Source organism: Alkalibaculum sporogenes, assembly GCF_009362815.1.
In the GTDB taxonomy this organism is placed as follows: domain Bacteria; phylum Bacillota; class Clostridia; order Eubacteriales; family Alkalibacteraceae; genus Alkalibaculum_A; species Alkalibaculum_A sporogenes.
The window spans coordinates 1-23,265 of record NZ_WHNX01000022.1 but is presented as its reverse complement, the minus strand read 5'-3'; the positions used below and the strand labels follow the sequence as shown (position 1 = coordinate 23,265).

Here is a 23,265-nt window from a genome sequence, read left to right as displayed (position 1 = left end):
TAAGTATACTTACTATCTTATCTGAATTAGGAATGAAACCTCCCATACAATGTATGGGAGGATGAATTGAGGTTTCCTTATAATATTTGGATTATTTAATACTTATCTAATGCCTTGGACACCCTGAATTCTTATGATATAATTGTATTATTAATACTTAAGGAGGCTACTCAAAATGTACAATAAAATAGCAGTTGCTGGAAAAGGCGGAACTGGTAAGACAAGTTTAACTGGACTTATTATAAACTTCTTAATTCAAGAGGGTAAAGGCCCTATACTTGCAGTAGATGCAGATGCAAATTCAAATCTTAACGAGGTCTTAGGAGTAGATATTCAAGACGATTTAGGAAGTATACGTGAAGAAGTGAATTGGGCAGAGCGTAAAGGAACTTCTATACCTGCTGGAATGACAAAAACAGAATATCTTGAATATAAACTGAACCAAGTAGTTTGTGAAGGAAATGGATACGACATGTTAGTGATGGGCCGAACACAAGGTGAAGGGTGTTATTGCTATGTTAATGGTATTTTAAAAAACCAAATTCAAAAACTTGCAGGTAATTATAATCATGTAGTAATAGACAATGAAGCTGGTATGGAACACATTAGTAGAGGAACTGTGGGAAATATGGATTTATTATTACTAGTAAGTGATTATTCTAGAAGAAGTATCCAAGCAGTAGGTAGAATAAAAGTTTTATCAGAAGAATTAAATTTAAAAATTCCTAAAATGGGCTTAATTGTAAATAAAGCACCGAATGGTGAATTATCAGAATCTATTTTAGAAGAAATCAAAAATCAAGAGCTAGATCTCATTGGTGTGGTACCATTAGATCCTACTATCTCTGATTATGATTCAAAGGGAATACCGTTAGTAGATATGCCTGAGGACACTTTGTCTAAATGTGCATTGAAAGATATACTAAAAAAACTACAACTGATTTAAAGGAGGTTCAAACATTGGCTTATAAAAAAGTTGCAAAGAAGTATAGTGGAAAGATTAAAGAAGTAACTATTGGTACTGGTGACAAAGCAATTACCTTGGGTGGAAGAAATGTATTACCCCTTCATGCTTTTGATGGTGAAGTTGGACAGTCTCCAAAAGTAGGATTGGAAATTGTCGATGAAGTACCAAGTGATTGGATTGATGCATTTGCTAATTTATACGGAGATGTTCAAAAAGACGCAGCAACATGGGCTAAATATGTTGAAGAAACGTATGCTCCAGATTTCATCTGTCTAAGATTTGAAGGTGCTGATCCAAATGGATCAAATAGAAGTGTAGAAGAATGTGTAGAAACAGCAAAAAAAGTATCAGAAAGTGTTTCACTACCTCTAGTCATTGCAGGTTCAAAGAATGTTGAAAAAGATTCTGAGATTTTTAAAGCAATTGCAGAAGCGCTAGAAGGAAAAAATATTTTATTATTGTCTGCACAAGAAGAAAATTACAAAACAGTTGGAGCAGCAGGTGCTTTAGCTTATAAGCAAAAAGTAGCAGCAGAGTCTTCTGTTGACATTAACTTAGCAAAACAACTTAATATACTAATGACACAATTAGGTGTGCAAAAAGAAGATGTAGTTATGCACGTAGGATGTGCAGCAGCAGGATATGGATATGAATATGTATCTTCAACTATGGATAGAATTACCCTTGCAGCACTAGGACAAAATGATGAAACATTACAAATGCCTATTATCACACCAATTTCTTTTGAAACTTGGTCTGTAAAAGAATCTATAGCAACAGAAGAAGACGAACCAAATTGGGGTAGCATTGAAGAAAGAGGTATCCATATGGAAGTCTCTACTGCAGCAGCATCTATAGCTTCAGGTTCTGATGCTGTAATTGTAAGGCACCCTAAGTCTTTAGAAGCAATTAAATATTATTTAAATAGTATTATCGGATAATTTAGTTCACTATAAGGAGGTAGTAAATTAATGGCTTTAAGTGGTATTCAGATTTTTAAACTAACACCAAGAACAAACTGTAAGGAATGTGGATTTCCAACATGTATGGCATTTTCTATGAAAGTTGCAGCTGGTGCTATTACAATAGATAAGTGTCCACATATTTCAGATGAAGCTACACAACAACTTGCTGAAGCAACAGCACCACCTATGAAAACTATCGTTATAGGAAAAGATGCTGCTGAGAGAAAAATCGGTGGAGAAACTGTCTTATTTAGACATGAAAAAACATTAGTTAGCAAAACTTTATTTGCAGTTCAATTTTCTGATACAATGACAGATGAGGTTATTGAATCAAAAATGGCAAATATAATAAAAGTTGATTATGACAGAATACAAGAACAAATGAGCGTAGAATCTATAGTAGTCAAATATGATGGTAACAAAGACAAATATTTAGTATTAATTGAGAAATTAAAATCATTAGGTAAAATTTTTATATTAGCATGTACAGATGTTAATATCGCTAAAGAAGCAATAGCATTAGTAAAAGACACTAAGCCTATACTTGTAGGAGCAAATAAAGACAATATTGACGACATGATAGCTTTAGCTAAAGAAAATAACGTTGTTCTTGGTTTAAATGGAGATACTGTTGAAGATATATATGCTTTAGTTGAAACTGCAGAGAAAGCAGGACATAAGGAATTAATCCTAAATCCTGGTACTACAGAAATGGCTAAAACATTTGAAAACACTATTGAAATTAGAAGAACTGCAATTGTTGGAGGAGATAGAACATTTGGTTATCCATCGATTGTATTCGCTAACGAATTATCAAACGGGAATCAATTTGTTGAAACAGCATTAGCGTCTACATATATACTTAAATATGGATCTATAGTAGTACTAGATGATATTAATTATCCTAAGGCATTAGCGTTGTTTGGATTAAGACAAAATATATTTACTGATCCTCAAAAACCAATGAGGGTTGAACCTAAAGTTTATGAATTCAACAAGCCTAAAGAGGATTCACCAGTACTTATTACTGTTGATTTTGCTTTAACATACTTTGTTGTTTCTGGCGAAATTGAAAGATCTAAAGCACCAGCATGGTTATTAATACCTGATGCAGGTGGATTGTCTGTATTAACATCGTGGGCAGCAGGTAAATTTGGTGGTACAGTCATTAAAAACATGATTAAAGAATGTGGAATAGAAGAAAAATTAACTAAGAAAAGACTTGTCTTACCTGGAAAGGTTGCAGTACTTAAAGGTGATTTAGAAGAAGAATTACCAGGATGGGAAATAATCGTAGGTCCAGAAGAGGCAATGCAATTACCTAAATTTCTTAATGAATTAGTATAGTAGTCTATAACTTTATATTAAGCAGGACATAATTACTCTATGGACCCTATGAGGGTAATATGACCTGCTTTTTTTACTAAATAAAAATTTTTTTATTCACAAGAAGACCGTTTAGACGATCTTCTTGGTAAAAACATTGAATACAACAAAACATGAAAGAAGGTCTATTAATGGATAAATTTATTGTTATCGGAGAAAGAATTCACTGTATATCACCTGCAATAAGAACAGCAATTAGTGAGAGAGATCCTGCTCCTATTTTAAAAAGAGCTAAAGAACAAATTGATGCTGGTGCAACTTACTTAGATGTAAATATAGGACCTGCAGAAAAAGATGGTGTTGAAGTAATGCAGTGGGCGGTACAGTTAATACAATCAGAATTTGACAATGTACCTCTTGCTTTAGATACTGCTAACAAAAAAGCTATAGAGGGCGGTATTAAAGTATATAATAGGTCTAAAGGAAAACCAATCGTAAATTCAGCAGATGCTGGAGATAGAATTGATAATATTAACCTAGCTGCTGCTAATGATGCTATGAGTATTGCATTATGTGCAAAAGAAGGTATTCCGAGAGATAATGACGAAAGAATGATGTATTGTCAAGAAATGATTGAGAGAGCTATGGATGCAGGAATGGAAGTTGAAGATTTATTATTTGACCCGTTATTTCTAGTTATCAAAGGAATGCAAGAAAAACAAGTAGAGTTGTTTGAAGCAATTAGAATGTTAAGTGAAATGGGATTAAAAACTACAGGTGGACTTAGTAATGTTTCTAATGGAACACCAAAAGAGTTAAGACCAATTTTAGACTCTTATACTGTTGCTATGGCGATGCAATGTGGTTTAACTTCTGCAATAGCAAATCCATGTGATAAAAGATTAATGGAAGCAATTAAAACATGTGATATGATATTAGGAAAAACTTTATATGCTGATTCTTACTTAGAATTATAATTTTAGGGTATAAAGAAAAGTAGAATTAATAAGATAATAATTAAAAGATATATTCCCGTATGAGAAAACTAACCACAAGTGGTGTAATATATTACACCACTTGTAGTAGTTATAATAAATCCATGAAGGAAGGGAAAAATGATGAGTTTATTTGAGATTATTTACACAGGATCAAATGCGGCCTTAGGCTTAGCACAACAAACCGTAGCAGATGCTATAAAAGAGAAAGGTAAGGACCATAAAGTAGCATTCCCAGGAACAGCTTATTCACTACCAGTCATTTATGCAGCGACAGGTATAAAAATCGCAACTTTAGGAGAGTTAGAAGGCGCTCTTGGAGTAGTTAAAAGCTTAATCGTTGAAGAAGAAGACATGGGAAAAGCGCTAAACGCAGGACTTGCCACTGCTGTATCCGCGGAAATAATTGAAGGCGTAAGGTATGCACTGTCAGAAGACCCATACAAAAATGAAACAGGAATAGGATTTGTACCAGACTCAATTATACGTTCTCTTGGTGTACCATTAGTAACAGGAGATATCCCTGGTATCGCAGTAATCATAGGAGAATCATCAGATAAAGATTCTTTAGGAACCATTGTAAAGGATTACCAATCCAAAGGTTTACTAACATTCTTAGTTGGAAATGTAATAGATCAAGTGGTAGAAGCAGAAGTAAAAGTTGGTTTAGAGTTTAGAGTTATTCCACTTGGAAACCAAATAACCTCTGTTATACATGTAGTATCTGTAGCAGTAAGAGCAGCGTTAATATTTGGAGCATTAAAACCAGGGGACTTAAGCGGTTTACTTAATTATACAAAAGAGAGAGTTCCAGCATTCATTAACACATTTGGACCATTAAATGAAGTAGTTGTATCATGTGGAGCAGGAGCTATAGCTTTAGGATTCCCTGTAATTGCAGATACAGATGTTCCAGAAGTACCTGGTGCATTATTGTCTCAAAAAGACCATAATGAAACAGTAAGGACTTCCTTGGAAGCTCGAAACATAAAAATAAAAATAAAAGAATTACCTATCCCAGTAAGTTATGCTTCAGCATTTGAAGGTGAACGAATTAGAAAAGATACATTATATGCAGAATTTGGTAGTAAAAGAAGCAAGGCCTGGGAAATAGTTAGAATGAAAGAAGCTAGCGAGATACAAGATCATAAAATCGAGATTATTGGGCCAGACATTGATAGTATGGATGAACCTGTATACTTACCACTTGCAATAATAGTAGATGTGGCTGGTAAAAATATGGAAGAAGACTTTGAACCTGTACTTGAAAGAAGATTACATTATTTTATTAACTACATAGAAGGTGTAATGCATATTGGACAGAGGAATATAGTCTGGATTAGAATAGGTAAAGAGGCATTTAATAAAGGACTTCGATTAAATCACATAGGTGAAGTACTTTACGCTATGATGCACGACGATTTTGGGTCAGTAGTAGATAAATGTCAAGTTACTATAATTACAGATAAGGAAAAAGTGGAAGAGTTAGAAAAAGAAATAGCTCTACCTAAATATAGATTGAGAGATGAAAGAATTGCATCGCTTACAGATGAGAGTGTTGATACATTCTACTCTTGTGCTATGTGTCAATCTTTTGCTCCAGCACATGTATGTGTAGTAACTCCTGAAAGATTAGGATTATGTGGAGCAGTAAGTTGGTTAGATGCAAAAGCTACTAAAGAATTAAATCCTACTGGAGCTTGTCAACCTATAGCTAAAGAGGGAGTAGAAGATGAGCATAAAGGTATTTGGAGTAAAGTAAATGAAACAGTAGATACGCTTTCAAGAGGTGCTGTGGATAGAGTTTCATTATATAGTATACTAGAGGATCCAATGACTTCATGTGGTTGTTTTGAATGTATTTGTGGTATCGTTCCAGAAGCTAATGGAGTAGTAATTGTAAACAGAGAATATGATGGTATCACACCTGTAGGAATGACTTTTGGTGAATTAGCCTCTATGACTGGTGGAGGAGTACAAACTCCTGGTTTTATGGGACATGGAAGGCATTTTATTTCATCGAAGAAGTTTTTGAAAGCTGAAGGTGGAATAGAGAGAATTGTATGGATGCCAAGTGAATTAAAGAAAGATATTGCAGATCGATTGAATTTAACTGCAAAAGAATTATACGGAATAGATAACTTCACAGATATGATATGCGATGAGACCATTGCGACAGATATTGAAGGAGTCGTAAGTTTTCTTACTGATAAAGGTCACCCCGCATTAGATAAAGATCCATTAATGTAAAGTTGAAGGCTTTTCGTTTACGAAAAGCCTCCATAACTTTTATTTTATGATAGGAAAGTTAGATTAGCTTGCTGGGTTCCAAACTTTGCTATCATACTTGAATAATGCGTCGAAGGCGCTATTCTTGTTACACCTAGGGGGAATATTATGAAAGTAATTATAAATACACCAGATAATAGAAAAGTTATTGATGTATCTAGTGGAGAAAACCTTATTGATATTATTAGAAGCGCTGGTATTAACATTGATGCACCATGTAATGGATTTGGTACATGTGGGAAATGCAAGGTAAAGCTTGTAAATGGTAAAGTTAAAGAAAAGAAGAATAGTCATAAGCTAAGTAATCAAAATAAAGATAGTAAGTACATATTAGCTTGTTCAAGTACTATAATTGAACCAGTAGAAATTGATGTGCCAAAAGAGTCAATACTCGATGTAACAAATATCAAAATCGAAAAAAACAATACTGAGCATTACGAGAAGTATTATAATATAAAAAAAACTTTTGAGAGTAAACATAGTACAAAGAAACACTTAGAAATATTAGAATTACAATTAGATATACCCAATATAGATGATAATATATCTGATGTGACTAGAATTAAGAAATTTATAACTAGAGAGCTTAAAAATAAAAATATTGAAATAGGTATTGCTTTATTAAGAAAGATTCCTAGTGTTTTGAGAGAAAATGAGTTTAAAATTGCAATAATATATACAGTGGATAAAGGAATTATTAAGTTATTAGATATTAGGTCTCAGGGCAATTTAAATATATACGGAGTTGCCATAGATATTGGCACGACTTCAGTTTCAGCATGTTTAGTTAACTTAAAGGATGATTCTATACTAAGTGAAGTGTCATGTGCAAATGCGCAATCTAAGTATGGTGCAGATGTAATTAATAGAATAATATACTCAACAAAAGGAAATGGGTTAAATAAATTAAAAGAAGCTATGGTAAGCGAAAGCATTAATCCATTGATAATTGAATTATGTTTATTAAATAGTATTTCTAAAGATGACATATTAATATTCACAGCTTCAGCAAACACTACTATGTCACATCTCTTATTAGAAGTTTATGCTGATTACTTAAGGAAAGAACCTTATATACCCGTATTTGCTGATACAAAAGATATAGCTGTAACTTCTGAGGATATGGGGCTTAATATTAATAAAAATGCAATAGTCATTATATCTCCATCAGTAGCAAGTTATGTTGGAGGAGATATTAGTGCAGGAGTAATTGCATCTGATATGAGAGAGAGTGAAAAGAATACAATATTAATAGATTTAGGAACAAATGGTGAGATAGTATTTGGTAATAAAGATTTTTTAATGACATGTGCTTGTTCTGCAGGACCAGCTTTTGAAGGTGGAGAGATTTCATGCGGAATGAGGGCTGCACATGGAGCGATTGAAGCTGTTACGATTGATCAATTGTCTTATATACCAAATTTAGATATAATCGGTAGTTATCGTCCTTATGGAATATGTGGATCAGGGATTATTGACTTAATATCAGAGTTGAAAAGAGTAAATTTAATAGATCCTAAAGGTAAATTTCGAAAAGATTCCCATTCAAATAGAGTAAAATTTGATGAATATGGAATTGGATACTTTATTGTTGCATTTAAAAAAGAATATGGAACAGATGAAGATATATGTATAACAGAGATAGACATTGATAATTTCATTAGAGCAAAAGCTGCTGTATATTCAGCTACATATGTTCTTTTATCTAGTTTAGGTCTTGATTTTGATCAAGTAGATGAAATAAAAGTAGCTGGTGGTATTGGTTCTCACATAAATATAAAGAGCGCCATTAATATAGGATTATTTCCAGATATAGACGTGGAAAAGTATCATTTTATCGGCAATAGCTCTTTAACAGGTAGTTATATGAGCCTGATAAATAAAAATGCGAAAGATTATATAGATAATACAGCCGAAAATATGACATATTTAGAGTTGAGTGTTTATCCTGGTTATATGGATGAATTTATATCTGCATCGTTTATACCCCATACAAATATTAAACGGTTTCCAAGTCATAAATAACAAATAAAAATTAAGTGGACATAGAATATAATCTTGACTAAGAGTTATGTAAATGATATCATAACTTGTATATACATCTATCTAATACTATGATTTTTGCTAGTATTTTATCCATAGGATAATATTATAATATTTATACATTAAGAGGAGGTTTTCATATGATCGATTTAAAGCAAGTAACCCAATTGGTAGGAGAATTGGATGAAGAACAAGTAATGAGTATATTAGAAAATTTTGTTGCATCAAACCCAACTGAAGTAGACGCACAAAACGTAGTAGGTGCATGTCAAGAAGGTATGGCTGTTGTTGGAGATTTATTTGAAAAAGGTGAATACTTTGTAGGAGACTTAATCTTTGCTGGAGAGCTTTTATCTGAAGCTATCAATATTTTAAAGCCAGCTATTGGTGGTGGAGTTACATCTACTGTAGGCACCATAGTGCTTGGTACAGTACATGGTGATTTACATGATATTGGTAAAAACATATTCAAAAGTATGTCTGAAGCAGCTGGATTTGAAGTACACGATATTGGTATAGATCAATCAGTAGAAGCTTTTGTTGAAAAAGTGAAAGAAGTAAAACCAAATATTGTAGGAATGAGTGGAGTACTTACACTTGCTTTAGAAGCGATGAAGGACACTGTCGATGGATTTAAAGAGGCTGGAATAAGAGATGATATTAAAATTATTATAGGTGGAAATCCTGTAACGAAAGAAGCTTGCAAACACATCAATGCAGATGCGTTTACTACTAATGCAGCAGAAGGCGTAAAAATATGTCAATCTTGGGTTAAATAAATATAAAATTGTATTTCTTGCAAGCGATGTAAGATGATTTACAACCAGAAGAAACTAAAGAAACATGTTTCTTCTGGTTGTTTTCATTATCGCAAAGTAATGAGCTAAATGGTTGATTGCAGACATTTGGCGACTACTGCGTAACCACAAGAAACTCGCAAAGCGTGTTTCTTGTGGTTTGTATATTACTAAACTTTATATATAAAATGCAGCTATTTATTGACTTTGTATCTATTTTGAATTATCATAATTAGAAATACATAAAAATACATAAAGGGGTGATTCAGAAATGAAAGCATCGAAAGCCATCATTAAATGCTTAGAAAATGAAAATGTCCATACTATTTTTGGATACCCTGGTGGTGCCGTTTTACCTTTATACGAAGCATTAAGAGAATCAAAATTAAGGCATATTTTAGTTAGGAATGAACAGTCCCTTGTTCATTATGCCAGCGGATATGCTAGGGAAACAGGGCAAGTGGGTGTCTGTATTGCTACGTCAGGACCAGGAGCAACAAATACCATTACAGGTATAGCTACTGCTTATTTAGATTCTATTCCCGTGGTAATAATCACTGGCCAAGTAAATACTGAATTATTAGGAACTGATGCATTTCAAGAAGCGGATATTAAAGGAGCTACTGAACCTTTTACAAAGCATAATTATCTTATAAAAGATTCTAGCGAGATACCTAGAGTATTTAAGGAGGCTTTCTATTTAGCAAATAGTGGAAGAAAAGGTCCTGTATTAATAGATATTCCAAGAAATATTCAAGAAGAAAATATAAAATTTAATTCTGAAGGCATAAATATTATTGGATATCAACCTACATTGACGGGACATAAAGGTCAAATCAAAAGAGCAATAACTAAGATAAAAAGTGTAGAGAGACCAGTAATATACGTAGGTGGAGGTATAATTTCGGGTAAAGCTGAAAAAGAATTACTAGGATTTGTATCCCAGACACAAATTCCTATAATAAATTCTTTTATGGGGATAGGTAGTTTTCCTCATGATCACCCGCTATATTCTGGAATTGTAGGAAGCCATGGATATGCATATTCTAATAAAATTATTGAAAGGGCTGATTTACTAATTTGTATCGGTGCTAGAATGTCAGATCGGGCTACTGGGAGATTTGATGATTTAAATGCAAATTTAGAATATATACATATCGATATTGATCCTGCAGAAATAGGTAAAAAAATTGATACTGTTATACCTATAGTAGGCGATGCAAAATTAATATTAGAAGAGCTAACTCACAAAAATATTAATATAGATATGACACAGTGGTTACAAGAAGTAGAAGAAATAAAAGAGACCTATCCTATTAACATGAAAATGCAGGCAGGGTGCTCATTTATTAATCCTAAGGAATTAATAAACACAGTGTCTAACACATTAAATGATAGCGCCTGTTTGGTATCAGATGTGGGTCAAAACCAAATTTATTCTGCACTGTATTATAAAATAATTGGAAGTCGTAATTATTTTACATCAGGTGGCTTAGGTACAATGGCATATAGTTTACCCGCTGCAGCTGGTGTTAAGGTAGCAAACCCTGAAAGACAAGTTGTATGTGTAATGGGCGATGGGAGCTTTCAAATGTGTTTGGGAGAGCTTGCTGTTATAAGAGAACAAAACATTGGAATAAAAATTATATTATTCAATAATAACAAATTAGGTATGGTTAAGGGACTACAAGACGCTTGCTATGGTAAACATCATAACTTTGGTATTGATTTAAACTGTAATATTGATTTCACTAAAATAGCAGAGGCTTATTGTATTGCAGGTTATAAAGTAGAAGATATAGAAAGTTTTACAAATGTATTAAACAAGGTTTTACAAGATGATGAACCGTGCTTAATACAATGTCTAATAGACCCAGAGTTTATTACATTTTAGGAGGATGAATTAAAATGAAAAAGTATGTATTATCCCTATTAGTAGAAAATAATTCTGGAGTGCTGAGTAGGATAGCAGGACTTTTTGCAAGAAGGTGCTATAACATAGATAGCTTAACAGTAGGAATGACAGAAGATCAAAAGATATCAAGGGTAACTATTACAGTTATTGGAGATGAACAAATACTAGAACAGATTAAAAAGCAATTAAATAAACTGATTGAAGTTATTAAAATAGTGGAATTAACACCTGAAGATTCAGTAAGCAGAGAATTAGTATTTGTAAAAGTTAAGGCAGATAATAAAGCAAGGTCAAATATTATAGAAATATCTAATATCTTTAGAGCCAATATTGTAGACGTTTCTAATAGTAGTCTGATACTCCAATTAACAGGAGATGAGGAAAAGGTTAAAGCATTTATGAATATGCTAGAACCATTTGGAATAATAGAATTTATAAGATCTGGTGCTACTGGGTTACAAAGAGGAGATAAGTCAATAAGTATGTAGTGTACGTGAAAAAAGACTCTGACAGAGTCTTTTTTACATAGAGATATAAGTCGATTATTAGTGTTGTATTATGCCTTCTTCTAACTATAAGCAAGTGCCACAAGTTTATCATTAAGGGCGTCGCCTACAAAGGCTAAATCTTCTGCTGAAAAATAATAGGGTACATTATCACTGAAGAGTATTTGTGCAGAAGCTTCAAACTCTTCATCTCCAAGCCATATAATCACATAGACATCTATATTGTGTAGAAACTTTATTTTATATGATAAGTCACCTAATTCTAATTTTTCTGCATTCAATTTTTCCATAGCAGATATTAAAAGCTCTATTTTATTTTTAAATGTCTTAGATAAACGAAGTATACAACGACCATAAAAATTATGATAATATAAATTACCATCAGGTACATCTTTATAATTAATCATATTACCACTTGTTGAAATATCCTTACAATTAATAAGATACCTTAGCAACAATGTCTTTAATGGGTATTTGATTTTTGGATTATCTTCATCTATATTACCAGAAGGATAAGATATATAGTGATAATCGTTAAGCAATTTTAACTTAAAAGTAGATGTGTTACTATCATATTCGACTCCTGAATTTTGACATATTGACTCAGGATTTAATTTTTTAAATTCTTCTTTGTAATACTCGTAAGGTATTTTATCTTTACGTTTATTAGTCACAGCTTCAGGCTTCATATTAAGCACCTTCCTTTGTTAATGTTGTTATATTGTTTTTATTATAACATGAAATAGTGCAAAGTTGTAAGACCTAAGATTTTAACATAGGGTCTCAGTTTAGGATATTAGTGTTAAAATAACATATAATAAAATAATAATAATTAAAATAAGTTTGATATTTTTAAATATTGGTATAATTAATACAAGTGTTAAATTCACATTTGACAATGCAACGAAGTTAGTGATATCATTGACTTTAATTTGCGTGTTAAATACAGGGAGGTATTTTAGGTTGATGGAATTTAGTAAATTGACTCAAGCACTTAGTGACTTGAAAGACGATGAAGTGCTAGATATGATAAATGATTTTATGAAAGAAGATCCAGATGAACAAAGAGCTAATGAGTTAATGAAAGCTGCTCAAGAAGGCATGGCTGTAGTAGGAGATAGATTTGAAAGAGGCGATTATTTTGTCGGAGATCTAATATTCGCAGGAGAGATATTAACTGAAGTAATAGATATCATTAAACCTGCAATTGGTGTAAAAACTCAGCAGAATATAAAAGGTAAAATAGTACTAGGTACTGTTAAAGGCGACTTACATGATATAGGCAAGAATATATTTAAGATTATGGCAACTGCTGAAGGATTTGAAGTACACGATATAGGTATTGACCAACCTGTTGAGGCGTTTGTGGAAAAAGTAAGAGAAATAAAACCAGACATTATGGGTATGAGTGGTGTATTAACTTTAGCCCTTGATGCTATGAAAATGACAGTGGATGGATTAGTAGAAGCAGATTTAAGAGAAAATCTTAAAGTGATAATTGGTGGCAATCCTGTAAGTAAAGATGCAAGTGAAAATATTGGAGCAGATGCTTTTACAACAAATGCAGCTGAAGGCCTTATGATTTGCAAAGAATGGATGCAAAAATAAAAAAAAGTTATTCCATACGGGATAACTTTTTTTATTGCGAAGTAATGATCCAAGTGGCTGTTTGAAGACATTTGGGGAATACCGTGTAACCGCGAGAAACTGGCAAAGCGTGTTTCTTGTGGTTTCAATATAGTTTATTTAAATAGGTATTTTTCATAAAACCAGTTGTAAAATTTGGATTTGAAGCTATCTCCACGTGTATAGCACTTTTAGCGAGTTTATTACATTCTTCTTCTTCATCTTTTGAAAGTAAAAACATTTGACAACCTGTAGCTGCAGCATTTCCAATAGAGGAGACAGGAATATTCTTGAAATAAGGGATCATTCCAATATATTGAGCTTTATTAATATCGATATAGTTACCGAAGGCACCAGCGATGAGGATTTCATGTAAATCTTCACCTTTTAAGTTACTTTCTTCTATTAACATTAGACAACCAGTGAAGATTGCTGCTTTAGCTAACTGAACTTGTCTAATATCTTTTTGGGTTATAAGAATTGGTTTTCCAGATTCAGTTTCATTTCCATATGCAATAATAAATGATTTAATATTGCCGTTTATTATAATTCTCTCTGCAAGCTTTAATTCTGTTACTGTAGAAGGATCCGCAATTGCACCACGTTTGTTGATAATATCGTAATGGAGCAATTCCGAAACTATATCAATAATTCCAGAACCGCATATCCCTAGAGGTTTAACGTCACCAATTACTTTATATACTAAATCTCCTGAGTGGATATTAACACGTTCAATTGCACCTTTGGTACCGCGCATTCCAAACTCTAGTCCTGCACCTTCTAAAGCAGGGCCACATGCAGTAGAAGATACTTTATAGGAATAATTTCTACCAACTGCAATTTCTCCATTTGTACCTAAATCAATAATCAATCTATCTTTGTCATCATTTTGTAGAGATAATAAAACGGAGGTAGTATCTGCACCGACAAAGCCGCCTAACAAGGGTAAAAAATTTACACATGCTCTAGGGTTAATATTGATTCCTAACTTTGAGGCAATGGTGTTTACGCCTCTATGTGTAGTACTAGTAAAAGGAGCTAGCCCGAGATGAGCGGGGTTAAGTCCTAAAAAAAGATGTTGCATAGTGCTATTTCCACAAAAGCTAGCTTGGTAAATATTATTTTTATCAATATTGTTTTCTTTACAAATATTTTCTGCAATTTCATTAATAGTATCTATTACGAGTTTCTGTAATCTTACTAAGCCATTAGGATTTGTGATTGTATATTCTATTCTACTAACAACATCACCTGCTATACTAGTCTGTTTATTCAATTTTGAACTTATACCAACTTGAGTGTAATTAGTTAAATCGTATAGATAACCTACAATAGATGTTGAACCAATATCATAAGCTAATCCGTATAGTGGCATATCTATATCTTTAGGAAGTATATCTAGGACATTATTGTGGGAAATTACTAAAGTAATTCCCTTAGGATTGTGATAATTATTAGATAAACTTTGAAGGACTTCTAAAGAAGGTTCATTAAGATCTATACCTGTAAGTTGAATTATTCTATCCCAATCGTTTTCACATAGAGGTGTATTCAGTAGATTGTTGTTAAGATGAAGTAAGTACAGTGATGGATTAGGTTTAATATTTTTCGATATATTAGTAGTAAGGATTTGGGCTTCTTCTGACTCCTCTGTTATCATTATATCTATACCTTCAGATACTTGTGTTTGGCATGCTAGAACTGTTGATAATTCCCCATATACGCTTATATCAACTGCACATTTATTACACTTACCTTTTCCCCCACATACTAAATTTAATGGATGACCAGCTAACTCACATGCATCAGAAATCTTGCGATTTTCGTCAATATGAATACTTTTGCCAAGCAAGGGGAAGTTTACATTTATGTAATCAGACATAACATAGCTCCTTTTAATTAAATTTAATTACTACTATTATATTACAAAAAATAATCTTGTACAAATATAAACAAAATTATAACAAGTCAAAAAATAAAATATACTATGTGGGACAATTATATTGACAATAAAAATAACCTTTGATAATATACTAATAGATAAGGCTTGTATATACAAGCTTGTATATACATGATATAAGCATATTGAAATCGGTATCAAAAAAACACTAGGAGGTATTAATATTGATTATTATCGGTGAAAAGATTAATGGAGCAATCCCACCTGTTAAAAAAGCTATTGAAGAAAAAAATGCGGAGTTTATTAGAGATCGCGCTATAAAACAAACTGAGGCTGGCGCAGACTACATTGACATATGTGCGTCTACAGCACCTAATGTTGAAGTAGAAACATTGAAATGGTTAATTGACATTGTACAAGATGCAGTAGATACACCAATATGTATTGATAGTCCAAATCCATTATTTTTAAAAGAAGTACTTCCTTTCATAAAAAAACCAGGTTTAATTAACTCAGTTAATTTAGAAGATGTAGAGGGAACTGATCAAGATAAATGTGATATTATATTTCCATTAATACAAGGGACTGAATGGCAAGTAATAGCTTTAACTTGCGATAGTGAACACGGTACTCCACAAGATGTGAAGACTAGAGTTGAAATTACAAAAGCCATGGTTGAAAAAGCTGCAAAATACGATATCACACCTGATAGAATACATATAGATCCTTTAGTTATGGCTCTATCAACTGACAATCAATCTTTATTAAACTTTATAGACAGTATTAAGCAAATAAAGGCACTGTATCCAACGATTAAAATAACTTCTGGCTTAAGTAATATTTCATTTGGTATGCCACTAAGAAAATTAATTAATCAAAACTTTATGACATTGTCAATATATGCAGGTATGGATTCTGCAATTATGGATCCACTTAATAAAGATATCATGAATTCTATATATTCTACAGAAGCGTTACTAGCAAAAGACAGACACTGTAGAAAATTCAGTGCTGCATATAGAAAAGGAAAAATTGGTTAAAGTTGATTTTTTATAACTTATAACATATAATTAAATTGTTAAAATTTTATTAAACTAATTCTTGAGGAGGAATTTATCAATGAGTTTTAAAAGTGATATTGAAATTGCACAAGAAGCAACACCAAAAGACATTAGAGAAATTGCAGCGAAATTGGGTCTTACTGAGGACGATTTAGATTTATACGGAAAGTATAAAGCGAAAGTAGACATTAACCTTTTACAAAAACCTTCAGGTAAGAAAGCAAAATTAATTTTAACAACAGCTATTAATCCTACTCCTGCAGGAGAAGGCAAAACTACTACAACTATTGGTGCTGCTGATTCATTAGCTGCATTAGGAAAAAATTGTTTAGTAGCATTAAGAGAACCATCATTAGGACCAGTTTTTGGTGTCAAAGGTGGAGCAGCAGGTGGTGGTTACGCACAAGTAATACCAATGGAAGATATCAACTTGCATTTCACTGGAGATTTCCATGCAATTGGAGCTGCAAACAACTTATTAGCTGCAATGGTAGATAATCATATTTTCCAAGGAAATGTTTTAGATATTGATGTAAGAAGAGTTGTTTGGAGAAGAGCAGTAGATATGAACGATAGACAACTTAGAAATATAGTAAATGGTCTAGGTGGTAAAGCACAGGGAATGCCTAGAGAAGATGGATTTGATATAACAGTAGCTAGTGAAGTAATGGCAATATTCTGCTTGTCAAATGATATTATAGATCTTAAGAATAGATGTGCAAAAATTATCGTTGCTTATAATAGAAAAGGTGAACCAGTAACAGCTGGAGATCTTAAAGCTCAAGGTGCTATGGCTGCACTATTAAAAGATGCTTTAAAACCAAATTTAGTACAAACATTAGAAGGAACACCAGCGTTTATACACGGTGGACCATTTGCAAATATAGCTCATGGTTGTAACTCAGTACTAGCAACTAAATTTGCTATGAATTATGCTGACTATGTAGTAACAGAAGGTGGATTCGGAGCTGACTTAGGTGCTGAAAAATTCATCGATATAAAATGCAGAATGGCAGATTTAAAGCCAGATGCTGTTATAATAGTTGCAACAGTTAAAGCGTTAAAATACAATGGTGGAGTAGGTAAAAATGATTTAGGTCCAGAAAATCTTGTAGCTTTAGAGGCTGGATTACCAAATTTATTAAAGCACGTAGAAAATATTACACAAGTATTTAAACTACCAGCAGTAGTTGCAATTAATAGATTCCCTACTGATACAGAAGCAGAATTAAAGTTAGTAGAAGACAGATGTAAAGAATTAGGCGTTAATGTTGCACTTTCTGAAGTATGGGGAAAAGGTAGCAAAGGTGGAGAAGTATTAGCCAAAGAATTAATTAGACTTACAGATACTGAAAACAATATGGAATTTGCATATGATTTAGAAGATCCTATTAAAGAAAAAATACGTAAAATCGCTCAAAAAATATATGGAGCAGATGATGTTGCTTTTACTGCAAAAGCAGAAAAAGAAATCGCAAATTTTGATAAATTAGGATTTAGTAATCTTCCTGTTTGTATGGCAAAAACACAATACTCATTAACTGATGATCAAACAAAGTTAGGTAGGCCAACAGGTTTCACCGTAACGATTAGAGATCTAACAGTTTCAGCAGGTGCAGGGTTTATAGTTGTATTAACTGGAGATGTTATGAAGATGCCGGGATTACCAAAAGTTCCATCAGCTGAAAAAATCGACGTTGATGAAAAAGGTGTAATAGCAGGATTATTCTAGATCGACTCAATAAAATAATTACATCATAATTTATGTTGGTTTACACCTATTATATATGCCTTAGTGTATATCCCTATGGTGTAAACCAACTTTTTTAAATAAGGGAGGGTATAATATGAAAATGATACATGGAAGTTGTGTTGAATTTGTAAATGAATTGGCATCTAAGAATGCAGTGCCAGGTGGTGGAGGTGCAGCAGCTTTAACTGGAGCAATAGGTACTGCTTTAGCGAGTATGGTAGTGAACTTAACTCTAGGAAAAAAGAAATACGCTGATTATGAAGAAGCAAATAAAGAGATAATGGCTAAAGCTATACAAATTCAAGAAGATCTGATGGAAATGGTAGATAAAGATGCTGAAAACTTTCTGCCTTTATCGAAAGCATATGGATTACCTAAGGAAACTGAAGAAGAAAAGAGAATTAAAGATGAAACTATGCAAAAGTGTTTAATTCAAGCATGTAGTGTACCAGTTGATATTGTAAAAAAATGCTATGAAGCGATTGTACTTCATGAAGAATTAGTTGATAAAGGATCAAAATTAGCAATAAGTGATGTAGGAGTTGGAGTACAATGCCTCCGTGCAGGATTGATTAGCGGTTGGTTAAACGTATTGATTAATATTAACATGATAAAAGATGTTGATTATATTACAAATATTAATGAAGAAGTACGACCACTGGTGGCAAAAGGTATTGCTAAATCTGATGAGATATATGCTAAAGTAGAAGCAATGCTTTCTTAAAGATTGAAGTAAAATAAGATAATATATTTATTAGTGACTAAATATAAAAAGGAGGATATTTATGGGACAAATATTAGATGGAAAAATTGTAGCAGCTAGTTTAAAAGAAGAGACTGCTGCCGAAGCAAATAAACTAAGAGATAATGGTGTTATTCCAAAATTGACGATAGTAAGGGTAGGAGCAAATCCAAGTGATTTATCATATGAAAGAGGAGCTCTTAAAAGAATGGAAGGTTGTAACATAGCTACAGAAGTAAAAGAATTACCGGAAGATATTAATCAAGAAGACTTTATAAAAGCACTAAAAGAAGTAAATGACGATAAGACTACACATGGAATTTTATTATTTAGGCCTCTTCCAAAACAGTTAGATGAAGAAGTTATAAAATATGTCATAGCACCAGAGAAGGATGTAGATTGCTTAAGTCCTACAAATGTTGCAAAAGTAATGGAAGGCGATAAGTCTGGTTTTGCTCCTTGTACACCAACTGCCGTTATGGAAACTTTAAAATACTACAATGTTGATTTAAAAGGTGCTGAGACAGTTGTGCTCGGAAGATCAATGGTAGTAGGAAAACCTGTATCTATGCTTTTATTAGGTGAAAATGCAACAGTTACTATTTGTCACTCTAGGACAAAAGATTTATCATCAGTAACTTCTAAAGCGGATGTATTAGTAGTTGGAATAGGTAGAGCAAAAATGGTAACTAGTGAGTACGTTAAAGAAGGTGCAATAGTTGTAGATGTAGGAATAAATGTTGACGAAAATGGAAAATTATGTGGTGATGTAGATTTCGATCAGTGCATTGAGAAGGCATCTTTAATAACACCAGTTCCAGGAGGAGTTGGATCTGTTACAACATCAGTCTTAGCAAAACATGTAATTAAGGCTTGTAAATTGCAAAGTTAATGAACATTTTCACTTTGCTATAAGTAGCAATATCCGTTAAATGTATTTAATAAAGCACATAAAGACTTGTAGCATTCTAAACATAAGCTTTCCTTCAAGGAAAGCTTTATTAATATCATCTATATGATTATTGATTATGACAAGGGGGTGAATTATGTTTATTGAAGCTCATATGCACATATCTTTAAATGGAGAGAATGCGTCTAATTTTAGAAATAAAATAGTTCAAGATAATACTATTGCTGAGCAACTTATTAGGCAAAATATAATAGCATATAAAAGTAGAGGGATATTAGCAATACGTGATGGAGGAGATCCAATAAATTTGTCACATATAGCTAGAAGAGTTGCACAAGAAGAAGGGATTATATACAAGACTCCAATTCATGCAATATATAAGAAAGGTCAATACGGTAGCTTTATTGGCAAAGGGATTCACGATACTAGTGACTTTAAAGTAGTTATGGGAGAAATAGAAAAATACAAGCCAGATTTCATAAAGATTCCAGTTACAGGTATGATGAATTTCGATCAATACGGAGAGGTTGGAGAAATAGCATTTAGTGAAGATGAATTAAACTATATGGTAAAATACGCCAAGGATAAAAATTTACCTGTTATGGTTCATGTGAATTCAAGAATTGGAGTACAAAGAGCAATACAAGCAGGAGTTGATACAATAGAACATGGTTATTATATGGAAGAAGAAGAACTACATGCTATGAAAGAGTCAAATATAATTTGGGTACCTACCTTAGCACCACTTGGTAATATCATTTATTCAAAGGATGAAAGGTATAAAAGTCAAATTAAAATAATTAGAAAAATATTCGAAGAACAATGTAATACGGTATTAAAAGCCTATAGTATAGGTGTTAAATTAGCTGTAGGAAGTGATGCAGGTGCTTATAAAGTGTGCCATGGGTCAGGATTTTTCGATGAACTGATATACATGAACAAAGCTGGTATTAAAAAACAGCCATTAATGGATTTAGCGTATGAAAATGGACTAAGAGCTCTAAATATCACTTCTAAAGAGATGGAAGAAGCACAAAATCAAATTATAATGAATGAGTAAAGAATGTAGTACTTAAAGATGAAACAAAAATTCCAATTTCTATGTAAAGGGGGTACCTATGAAAAAGTGTATTTTTTCGTGGTTCGGGTTTATTATTCCATTGCCGGAAAGATTAAGATTAATTAAAGAAAGCAATTTTGATGCTACTTGTTTATGGTGGGAAGATGAAACATATCCCAAGATCATTAAAGTCGATGATATGCCCAATATAGTCAGGGACAATGGCTTATCAATAGATAATATTCATTGTCCTTATAAGGATATAAACAAACTATGGAGTCATCATAAAAGTGAAAGAGAAAGTGTAGTAGATACATATTATAAATATATAGACGCTTGTACTAAGCACAATATATCAAATATGGTTATGCATGTAACTGATGAGGGTTTTATATGTGAAAGAACCTCATTAGGTGTAGAGAGTTTTTTATTACTAGCAAAAAGAGCAGAAGAAAACGGTATAAATATAGCTATCGAAAATACTAGAGATATGGATATTGTAGATCATATTCTAACTGAAATTAAATCTAATCACTTAGGTTTATGCTATGATTCTTCACATGACTGGATCTATGGACAAAGCGAAGGAGAGCTATTAGAGAAATGGAAACATAGACTGTTTTGTACACACCTATCTGATAATGATCGATTAGATGATAGACACTGGATTGTAGGGGATGGAGAAATAGTGTGGGATAAAATTATAGCTAATATAATAAATGCAGATATTGATTATATCACTATGGAATTAATGTCAAGTAAAGAGCAAATATCTGATCCCAAAATATTTTTAAACACTGCATATAGTAGATTAGATTATATTATGGGTAATTGCCAATGAAGTACTTGATAAATATGGTCAACCACGAATCCAAATTATCTTGGTTTGAAAATGATTGGGCGAAATTACGATTGTACTTGCAAGAATATAAGATAGACGGTGTAGAATTAATATTTTACCATGATTATGATATAAGTGCTATTCCAAATGACATAGCAGAAGGAATGCATCTTATTTACTATCCTACATGGTTGGACTTTTGGACAAATAACAAACAAAATCTTTATGATCAATTTAGAGAAGATGATAATATAATAGCATTTTACGGTAGCCTAGATCGTCAGTCAATGGTTGATAAATACAAAGAAGAATTTAAAGTAGCTCAAGAGATGAAAACTTCGTACATGGTATTTCATGTTGCCCATGTAGAAGTAGAGCATACATTTACATGGGAATTTACATATACAGATAAAGAAGTATTAGATGCGGCTACAGACATGATTAATGAGATATACGGAGAAGTAGATAAAGGAGTAACATTATTGTTTGAAAATCTCTGGTGGCCTGGTTTGAACTTTCTTGATCCGGTTCTTACGAAAGAGTTCTTTAATAAAATCAATTACCCTAATAAAGGTTTTGTATTAGACATTGGGCATATAATGATTACTAATAAGGAATTGAAAACTTTAGAAGAAGCATGTAACTACATAAAGTATATATTAGATAGAAACCCGTTTTTAATTGAACATATTAAGACTATCCATTTAAATAAATCTTTGACAGGTAAGTATCTACGCGAAGATCATGGAAACAAATTAAAAAAAGTACAAGATTGTGATAATATATGGGATTCACTGACAGAAACACGGAATCATATATCAAATATAGATACTCATGTGCCATTTGATTACAATGGAATAGTTGAGATAATAAATAAAGTAAACCCAAGTTATGTAGTATATGAATTCTTACCAAGCACGCTACAAGAGTTAACTAATATGATAGAATTACAAAATGAAGTTTTGGGTAGATAAATTAAATACAGATCAATGAAAAATCAGTGGTGCTATTTAAAAAAACTACTTTACAATTAATATAGTATTCATTATAATAAACATAAACTTCATATCAAATTATCATAGGTGCCTTTAATAGGAGAATAGGAAATCGGGTGAGATGCCCGAACGGACCCACCACTGTAATGAGGAGTGCTGTACGATACCACTGGAAACGGGAAGGTGTACACCACGATGAATCAGAGTCAGGAGACCTGCCTAATAATAGAAATTTCATGAACGACGGTAAAGTTTATGATCAATTGAACCCACCCCAATTGATCATAAACTTTTTCTTTTTCGCGAAAATAACGAGCCAAGCGAAAACGAAGTTTTCGCTTATTAATTCTTATGATTAAACAGGCAAATGGCTTGCCGATTTGACTGATAAAGCATAAGAATAAATGAAAACTTGTTTTCATTTGGCGAGTGTCCGCGACGTAGGAACCGCGAAGCGGTTCCGGAGGTAAGAAACCTTATTAATTCTTATGATTAAACAGGCAAATGGCTTGCCGATTTGACTGATAAAGCATAAGAATAAATGAAAACTTGTTTTCATTTGGCGAGTGTCCGC

19 protein-coding genes and 1 riboswitch are annotated in these 23,265 nt (G+C 32.6%); of the genes, 17 read left to right on the top strand and 2 right to left on the bottom strand.

What is annotated here, in order from left to right; all coding sequences use genetic code 11:
• The first annotated feature begins 175 nt into the window (after positions 1 to 175).
• The 9 genes from GC105_RS12560 to ilvN all read left to right on the top strand — a co-directional run bounded on the left by GC105_RS12560 (position 176) and on the right by ilvN (position 11,785).
• Complete coding sequence (locus GC105_RS12560; protein WP_152805305.1) at positions 176 to 946, top strand: ATP-binding protein; 771 nt, start codon at positions 176 to 178, stop codon at positions 944 to 946.
• A gap of 14 nt (positions 947 to 960) precedes the next feature.
• Positions 961 to 1,908, top strand: a complete 948-nt coding sequence (gene acsD / locus GC105_RS12555) for an acetyl-CoA decarbonylase/synthase complex subunit delta (protein ID WP_152805303.1) — start codon at positions 961 to 963, stop codon at positions 1,906 to 1,908.
• 30 nt (positions 1,909 to 1,938) lie between these two features.
• Positions 1,939 to 3,279, top strand: a complete 1,341-nt coding sequence (gene acsC / locus GC105_RS12550; protein ID WP_152805301.1) for an acetyl-CoA decarbonylase/synthase complex subunit gamma — start codon at positions 1,939 to 1,941, stop codon at positions 3,277 to 3,279.
• A gap of 170 nt (positions 3,280 to 3,449) precedes the next feature.
• Positions 3,450 to 4,235 (top strand): carbon monoxide dehydrogenase/acetyl-CoA synthase methytransferase subunit, encoded by a 786-nt coding sequence (gene acsE, locus GC105_RS12545; protein ID WP_152805299.1) that lies wholly within the window; start codon positions 3,450 to 3,452, stop codon positions 4,233 to 4,235.
• Between the two features lie 141 nt (positions 4,236 to 4,376).
• Positions 4,377 to 6,503, top strand: coding sequence for an acetyl-CoA decarbonylase/synthase complex subunit alpha/beta (acsB, locus tag GC105_RS12540; RefSeq protein WP_152805341.1), 2,127 nt, complete (start codon positions 4,377 to 4,379; stop codon positions 6,501 to 6,503).
• 147 nt (positions 6,504 to 6,650) lie between these two features.
• Complete coding sequence (gene acsV, locus GC105_RS12535) at positions 6,651 to 8,567, top strand: corrinoid activation/regeneration protein AcsV (protein ID WP_152805298.1); 1,917 nt, start codon at positions 6,651 to 6,653, stop codon at positions 8,565 to 8,567.
• A 158-nt stretch (positions 8,568 to 8,725) separates the two neighbouring features.
• Entirely contained in the window at positions 8,726 to 9,364 is a 639-nt protein-coding gene (locus GC105_RS12530; RefSeq protein ID WP_152805296.1) for a cobalamin B12-binding domain-containing protein, read from the top strand.
• 289 nt (positions 9,365 to 9,653) lie between these two features.
• Positions 9,654 to 11,276, top strand: a complete 1,623-nt coding sequence (gene ilvB, locus GC105_RS12525; protein ID WP_152805294.1) for a biosynthetic-type acetolactate synthase large subunit — start codon at positions 9,654 to 9,656, stop codon at positions 11,274 to 11,276.
• Between the two features lie 14 nt (positions 11,277 to 11,290).
• Positions 11,291 to 11,785: an acetolactate synthase small subunit gene (ilvN, locus tag GC105_RS12520; RefSeq protein ID WP_152805292.1), complete on the top strand. Its 495-nt coding sequence runs from the start codon at positions 11,291 to 11,293 to the stop codon at positions 11,783 to 11,785.
• A gap of 80 nt (positions 11,786 to 11,865) precedes the next feature.
• Here ilvN and GC105_RS12515 read toward each other — a convergent pair whose 3' ends face one another.
• Positions 11,866 to 12,492 carry a DUF3786 domain-containing protein gene (locus tag GC105_RS12515; RefSeq protein ID WP_152805290.1) on the bottom strand — a complete coding sequence of 209 codons (627 nt, stop codon included), beginning with the start codon at positions 12,490 to 12,492 and terminating at the stop codon, positions 11,866 to 11,868.
• 274 nt (positions 12,493 to 12,766) lie between these two features.
• On the opposite strand from GC105_RS12515, the gene GC105_RS12510 reads away from it, so the two are divergent.
• On the top strand, positions 12,767 to 13,411 hold the full coding sequence (locus tag GC105_RS12510; protein WP_152805289.1) for a cobalamin B12-binding domain-containing protein: 645 nt from the start codon (positions 12,767 to 12,769) through the stop codon (positions 13,409 to 13,411).
• A 124-nt stretch (positions 13,412 to 13,535) separates the two neighbouring features.
• Here the strand turns inward: GC105_RS12510 and GC105_RS12505 are convergent, their stop codons facing one another.
• Complete coding sequence (locus tag GC105_RS12505; protein WP_152805287.1) at positions 13,536 to 15,311, bottom strand: ASKHA domain-containing protein; 1,776 nt, start codon at positions 15,309 to 15,311, stop codon at positions 13,536 to 13,538.
• 242 nt (positions 15,312 to 15,553) lie between these two features.
• Here GC105_RS12505 and GC105_RS12500 point away from each other — a divergent pair, with 242 nt between their 5' ends.
• From GC105_RS12500 to GC105_RS12470, 7 genes are all read left to right on the top strand, one after another.
• Positions 15,554 to 16,369, top strand: a complete 816-nt coding sequence (locus tag GC105_RS12500) for a methyltetrahydrofolate cobalamin methyltransferase (protein ID WP_152805285.1) — start codon at positions 15,554 to 15,556, stop codon at positions 16,367 to 16,369.
• A gap of 79 nt (positions 16,370 to 16,448) precedes the next feature.
• Complete coding sequence (locus tag GC105_RS12495; protein ID WP_152805282.1) at positions 16,449 to 18,122, top strand: formate--tetrahydrofolate ligase; 1,674 nt, start codon at positions 16,449 to 16,451, stop codon at positions 18,120 to 18,122.
• Between the two features lie 121 nt (positions 18,123 to 18,243).
• Positions 18,244 to 18,867: a cyclodeaminase/cyclohydrolase family protein gene (locus GC105_RS12490; RefSeq protein ID WP_343030028.1), complete on the top strand. Its 624-nt coding sequence runs from the start codon at positions 18,244 to 18,246 to the stop codon at positions 18,865 to 18,867.
• A gap of 61 nt (positions 18,868 to 18,928) precedes the next feature.
• The gene (locus GC105_RS12485) at positions 18,929 to 19,777 is read left to right on the top strand and encodes a bifunctional 5,10-methylenetetrahydrofolate dehydrogenase/5,10-methenyltetrahydrofolate cyclohydrolase (protein ID WP_152805278.1); all 849 of its coding nucleotides are present in this window, start codon (positions 18,929 to 18,931) and stop codon (positions 19,775 to 19,777) included.
• Between the two features lie 154 nt (positions 19,778 to 19,931).
• Complete coding sequence (locus GC105_RS12480) at positions 19,932 to 20,855, top strand: amidohydrolase family protein (protein WP_152805276.1); 924 nt, start codon at positions 19,932 to 19,934, stop codon at positions 20,853 to 20,855.
• A gap of 58 nt (positions 20,856 to 20,913) precedes the next feature.
• Positions 20,914 to 21,696 carry a sugar phosphate isomerase/epimerase family protein gene (locus GC105_RS12475; RefSeq protein WP_152805274.1) on the top strand — a complete coding sequence of 261 codons (783 nt, stop codon included), beginning with the start codon at positions 20,914 to 20,916 and terminating at the stop codon, positions 21,694 to 21,696.
• Positions 21,693 to 22,670: a sugar phosphate isomerase/epimerase family protein gene (locus tag GC105_RS12470; RefSeq protein ID WP_152805272.1), complete on the top strand. Its 978-nt coding sequence runs from the start codon at positions 21,693 to 21,695 to the stop codon at positions 22,668 to 22,670. Before GC105_RS12475 ends, GC105_RS12470 begins: the two co-directional genes overlap by 4 nt.
• 89 nt (positions 22,671 to 22,759) lie before the next feature.
• Positions 22,760 to 22,928, top strand: a riboswitch (cobalamin riboswitch).
• The last annotated feature ends 337 nt before the right edge of the window (positions 22,929 to 23,265 follow it).